The organism is Actinoplanes sp. TBRC 11911, from assembly GCF_012933445.1.
Lineage (GTDB): Bacteria > Actinomycetota > Actinomycetes > Mycobacteriales > Micromonosporaceae > Actinoplanes.
Map to the genome: position 1 here is coordinate 1 of NZ_JABBNC010000068.1, position 5,420 is coordinate 5,420.

A 5,420-nucleotide genomic window follows, 5' to 3' on the forward strand; every position below is an offset into this window, starting at 1 on the left:
GGCCCATCGCGGCCCATCGCGGCCCATCGCGGCCCATCGCGGCCCATCGCGGCCCGACCCGGTGCGGCCGGCCCGGCCTGGCCCGCTGCGCCCGTCGCGGCCGTGCAGGCGTTCAGCGCGCGTCGTGGACCAAGACGGCGATCTCGACGCGGTTCGTCACGTCCAGCTTGGTGAAGATGCGCGACACGTGAGCCTTCACCGTCGCCGTGCTCATCAGCAGTTCCGTAGCTATGTCCTGATTGGGCCTTCCCTTCGCGACCAGCATGGCAACCTCGTACTCGGTCCGGCTGAGCACCGTCAACCTGTCCCGCGCCCGATCGCGCTCCGGGTTCACCCCGGCGACCGCCGCGAGCCCCATCAGCTTGCGGAGCACCTCGGGCGACATCATCGGCTCCCCCGCCGCCACCCGGCAGATGGCCCGGGCGATCTCGGCCGGCGGCGTGTGCTTCAAAAGAAAGCCGCTGGCGCCCGACCGCAGCGCCCGCGTCACGTGCTCGTCCGTATCGAACGTCGTCAGCACGATGACCTCGGGAGCATCCCGCATCGCGCGCAGCGAGGCGGTCGCCGTGAGCCCGTCGACGCCCGGCATCCGGATGTCCATCAGCACCACGTCGGGCCGGTGCTTCCGGACCGCCGCGCCCACCTCGGAGCCGTCGCAGGCCACCCCCACGACTTCGATCTCGTCGAACGCCCCCATCATCATCGACAGCCCCGACCGCACCAGAGCGTCGTCGTCGACGAGCAGCACCCGCACGGGCCGCTGATCCGTCAGGAACGGATCCACATCGTCGGCGAGCCCCGCCTCGGCAACCGCTTCCGCAACCGCCTGCCAGCCGCCCCCGGTGGTGGCGTCGTCCGCGAAATCGCGCCCCCAGCCCGTCGTGGGCTTCGGTTCCCCGGCGCCACCGGGACTGCCGTCCACACCGTCGGACGCGGTCACGCGTGCCACGGCAGCCACGCCTTCAGGTGGAACTCGCCGGCCGGCGTCGGGCCGTGTTCGAGGCGTCCGCCGACCAGCTGAACCCGCTCGTGCAGACCGGCCAGACCCGCCCCGGCTCCCGGCATCGAGCCGCCCGGCGCGAGGCCGTTCTCGATCTGGACGGTCAGTCCCTGCTTCAGGCATGTGCTGATCTCCACCCGTACCGGCGCTCCCGGCGCGTGCTTGCGCGCATTGGTCAAAGCCTCCTGAACGATTCGATATGCGTGCCGGCCGACCTGATCGGGAACCTCGTCGTCGCCGGCGAACGACAAGCCCACCTCGGCGCCGGCCGCGCGCGACTGCTCGACCAGCGCCGGAACGTCGCCCAACGTGGGCTGCGGACGATCTGCCTCCATCGTGGACGCCGGTGCACGCAGCATCCCGATCACGGTGCGAAGGTCTTCCAACGCGTCGTACGCGCATTGCCGGATCACGCCGGCCGCCTCGCGTTCGTCGGAGCCGGCGTCCCGGCGGACCTCCAGCGCGCCGGCATGCACCGCCAGCAGGGAGATGCGGTGCGCGAGCACGTCGTGCATCTCGCGGGCGATCCGTTCGCGCTCGGCCAGGCGCGCCTGCTCGACGCGCAGCCGCTGGCCCTCCTCGGCCTGCCGCGCGCGCTCGGCCCAGGAGGCGACCAGCTGACGCTGGGAGCGAATCAGCATCGCCACCGCGACGACGCTGACGTGCAGCAGCACGAGGAACACGACGGCCTCGTAATAGTCATAGCCCGGCCCGAACGCCAGCCAATAAATGCCGGCCACCGCGACCGCGTGCAGCGCGGCGAGTGAGACCGCGACCCGGCCCGGGCGCCGCAGGCCCACCGAGAACAGGGCGAACGGCGTCGCGCCCATCGGCATCCCGAGCACGATGCCGGCCGGGATCAGCACCAGGGTAAGCGCCACCGGGTGGCTGCGCCGGAACAACACCAGCCCCGTGAAGGCCAGAACGCCGGCGACCGCCTCCGCGATGATCGGCGCGCCCGTGCCGTCCGAAACCGACTCGTGCACGAAGAACAGACCGAGCAGCATGGCGAGGACCGCTAGAGAGATCTCCAGCAGCCATGACCTTGCCGTTCGTCGTCGCATCACGCCATCGAAGCTACCGGGGCGAGGCCACGGCGGGCATTCGACTTTGGTCTAAGCCTTTTCGCCTTCGGTCGCTATCGGACGAGGTCTCATCCGGCGAAGACTCGACGCCGTGCTGCAACAGACGACGACCATACCCACCCCGTGGTGGCTCCGCATGCTGGTCTGGCTATGCCTGCCCGCGATCGGTGCTGCCTTGCTCCTCTTGCTGCTCGGCGTGTTCGTCTGGTTGCCGCTGCCCGGCCCGTTCGACGTGGTCCGCGACCTTCCGGATGATGTCGCCACCGTCGTCAGCATCGCGGCGGGCGCCGTCCTCGGTCTCATCTTCGCCGGCCTGGTCGACCGCGAGTCACTGACCGTCCGGTTCACCATGACCGACGTGGTTCTCACCCGGCCGGGCACCAGGCGCATCCTGCCGCGCGGGGAGGTCGCTGTCGCGTTCCGAGACCGCGACCAGCTCATTCTGCTCGGCCGCACCGGTCGCGAGCTGGCCCACGAGCCGTGCCACCTCGCAAAGCAGAAACTGCAGTCAGCCTTCGCCTCGTACGGGATCGCGTGGTCCGACCAGGATCCCTACCTGGAGGCCTACCGTCGCTGGGTCCCCGATCTGCCCGACCTGCCACCGTCCGCGAATGCGGTTTTCATCGCCCGGCAGAAGGCGCTGGAGTCGGGCGACGAGGGCGACAAGCGGGAATTGCGCGAGGAACTGGGCCGGCTCGGCTTGGTGGTTCGCGACCAGCGCAAGCGACAGTATTGGCGGCGGGTCGATGGCTGAACCTCGGACAACAACGCAGTGGCAAAGGCGCTCAGACAACCGTTCCGACCACGACCCAAATAGTGAGTACGGCCAGGAAATCGCCACGGTCCCCGGCTTCGTCAACACGAGAAAACCATTCTTCCCGTACGCCGGGGGGAGTCATCCACACCTCCTGAGGCACCATGGGGTTGACCATCGGGAGCACCACCGCGGCCGAGGCGGGGTCCGCGAAGAGGCAGGTCACCGGGGTCGCCTCGACGTCGGCGAGGTGCGCGTCGACGAGCCTGCGGCGCAGCGTGCGACCCATGTCGCGCTGCCGGGGCGTAAGCCGGCCGTGCATGGCCGCGATCACGGTCCGGGCCAGCGCCGGCGGCACACCGTCGAAGGCCAGCGAGGCCCAGTCGGTGTCGATCAGGCACACTCGCCCGCCCGGCCGCGTCACCCGGATGAGCTCCGCGATCGCCGAGTCCGCGTCATCGACGTGCTGAAGCACCCGCTCACACCACACACCGTCGACGCTGTCGGCTGGCAGGTCCAGCGCCGTCACGTCGCCGCTGGTGTAGCGCACGTTGCTGCCGTCGTGCCGCTCGACAGCGGCCGCGGTCATCGCGGCCGAATAGTCCAGCGCGATCACCTCACCAGCCGCGCCGCGGTCATCCGCCGCGCCGCCCACGCCCACCGCGCCGACTCCGCCTGCGCCAACCCCAGTTGCCGCGCCGCCTACGCCCACCGCGCCAACCCCGGCGGCGCCAAACCCACCTGCCGCGCCGCCCACGGGCGCGCCGAGCCCACTGGCCGTGCCGACCTTGGCGGCCAGCCACCTGGCGACGTCGCCCCCACCGGAGCCCGCGTCCAGGAGCCGGGCGCCCGGCGACGGGTTCAGGGCGGCCATGGCGGTCTCGCGCACTCGCCGGATCTCCGGGTGGCGGCCCATGGCCTCGAGCGCTTCCAGCAACATGCCGGTCATCTCGCTCGGCTGGCCATCGAGGTCGGCGAAGGGGGTGCGTTCCATCTGGGCGGGCGTCATGGGCCAATTATTTGCAGATGGAACGGTCTGATTGCGGGCACAGGTCACTCATCCGACAGGCAAGGTCACCTGGCGCACGACCCTCGCACGCAGGCCTTATCGAGGACGGCCGCTTCCGAAAATAGGGCCGATCCCGGACGGAAGCCTCATTCGGCGGCCACATTCCACATCCAAATTGGAATGCTTCGAGATTGCGCAAAGCCGCGATTTGCACTACGTAACGCATATGACCGGCTACGCGAGGTTGTCGCACTGTTGACAATTCTGCCAACCCGCAAGGGCCGGCGAACACGCGCTCCGCCGGACGGTGCCGGCGAGGAGGGGCTTCGACGGCGATGGGTGTCGACATGTGGCAGTCTCTTCGGAATGAGTGACGCGGTGCGATTCGGGCTTGTCGGGTTCGGTGGGGGCGGTCGGATCTTTCACGCCCCGCTGATCACCTCTGCGCAGAACGTCGAGTTCGTCGGTGTGGTCACCACCAACGAGGAGCGCCGCGCCGAGCTGGCCGCGCAGCGCCCGGGGGTGGCCGCGTTCGACTCGATCGACGCGATGGCCGACGCCGGGGTCGAGGCGGTCACGATTTCCACGCCGGTGGAGACGCACGCGGCGCTCGCGAAGCAGGCCATCGCGCGCGGGCTGCACGTGGTGGTGGACAAGCCGTTCGCGATGGACGCCGACGAGGCCCGCGGGGTGGTCGACGCCGCACAGGAGGCGGACGTGCTGCTCAGCGTGTATCAGAACCGGCGGTGGGATTCCGACTTCATCACCGTTCGTAAGCTGATCACGGACGGGACGCTCGGGTCGGTGCGGCGGTTCGAGTCGCGGTTCGAGCGGTGGGACCCGGAGCGGCGCCGGCCGTCGGGGGCCAGTGGCGGCACGCTGCGTGACTTCGGGTCGCACCTGGTCGACCAGGCGCTGGTGCTGCACGGCCCGGCCACCCGGGTGTATGCGGAGATGCGCGGCGCGGGCGACCTCGACGACGACTTCTTCCTCGCCCTGCACCACATCAGCGGGGTCGAGTCGCACCTGTGGGGCAGCTGGCGACAGGGGGCGCCGGGGCCGCGGTTCCGGGTGACGGGGACGACCGGCACCTATGTCATCGAGCCGCCCATGGACGGGCAGGAGCAGGTGCTCAAGTCCGGTAAATCGCCCGCCGACCTGGCCGACCGCTGGGGTGTCGAGGCCGAAGACGATTGGGGCCGCCTCTATCACGGCGAGACGAGCGCACCCGTCCCAACCGAGCGCGGGCGCTGGGACGCGTTCTACCCGGCCTTCGCGATCGCCGTGCGCGGCGACGCCCGCGTCCCGGTCGACCCGTCCGACGCGGTGCGCACCATGACCGTCCTCGACGCCGCCCGCAAGAGCGCCCGCACAGGCGAAGCCGTCCGCCTCTGACCCGGCCGCACAGGTTCGCCCTCGCGCTGGCGCGCTCCAACCAACCCGCCGCAATCACGGGCGGTGGTGGCGGCGGGTTCGAGTGGCGCTCCCCTATCACTGGCGGTCGTGACCGGTCCGGTGGGCCTCCATCACGGGCGGTGGTGGCGGGCTTCAGCGGCGCGTCCCCATCACTGG

The 5,420-nt window shown here is 70.4% G+C and carries 5 protein-coding genes; 2 read left to right on the forward strand and 3 right to left on the reverse strand.

Translation table 11 applies throughout. The features are described 5' to 3' along the window. Positions 1 to 112: 112 nt before the first annotated feature. Together HH310_RS44615 and HH310_RS44620 are read right to left on the reverse strand one after the other, a co-directional pair. Positions 113 to 958, reverse strand: a complete 846-nt coding sequence (locus HH310_RS44615; protein WP_396027580.1) for a response regulator — start codon at positions 956 to 958, stop codon at positions 113 to 115. Continuing rightward, complete coding sequence (locus tag HH310_RS44620; protein WP_248294989.1) at positions 937 to 2,064, reverse strand: sensor histidine kinase; 1,128 nt, start codon at positions 2,062 to 2,064, stop codon at positions 937 to 939. Before HH310_RS44620 ends, HH310_RS44615 begins: the two co-directional genes overlap by 22 nt. A 112-nt stretch (positions 2,065 to 2,176) precedes the next feature. On the opposite strand from HH310_RS44620, the gene HH310_RS42865 reads away from it, so the two are divergent. After that, positions 2,177 to 2,839 carry a hypothetical protein gene (locus tag HH310_RS42865; RefSeq protein WP_169181530.1) on the forward strand — a complete coding sequence of 221 codons (663 nt, stop codon included), beginning with the start codon at positions 2,177 to 2,179 and terminating at the stop codon, positions 2,837 to 2,839. Positions 2,840 to 2,870: 31 nt separating this feature from the next. Here the strand turns inward: HH310_RS42865 and HH310_RS43405 are convergent, their stop codons facing one another. Continuing rightward, complete coding sequence (locus tag HH310_RS43405) at positions 2,871 to 3,848, reverse strand: methyltransferase domain-containing protein (RefSeq protein WP_211193339.1); 978 nt, start codon at positions 3,846 to 3,848, stop codon at positions 2,871 to 2,873. A gap of 366 nt (positions 3,849 to 4,214) precedes the next feature. On the opposite strand from HH310_RS43405, the gene HH310_RS42875 reads away from it, so the two are divergent. After that, positions 4,215 to 5,243 carry a Gfo/Idh/MocA family oxidoreductase gene (locus tag HH310_RS42875; RefSeq protein WP_169181531.1) on the forward strand — a complete coding sequence of 343 codons (1,029 nt, stop codon included), beginning with the start codon at positions 4,215 to 4,217 and terminating at the stop codon, positions 5,241 to 5,243. Positions 5,244 to 5,420: the final 177 nt, after the last annotated feature.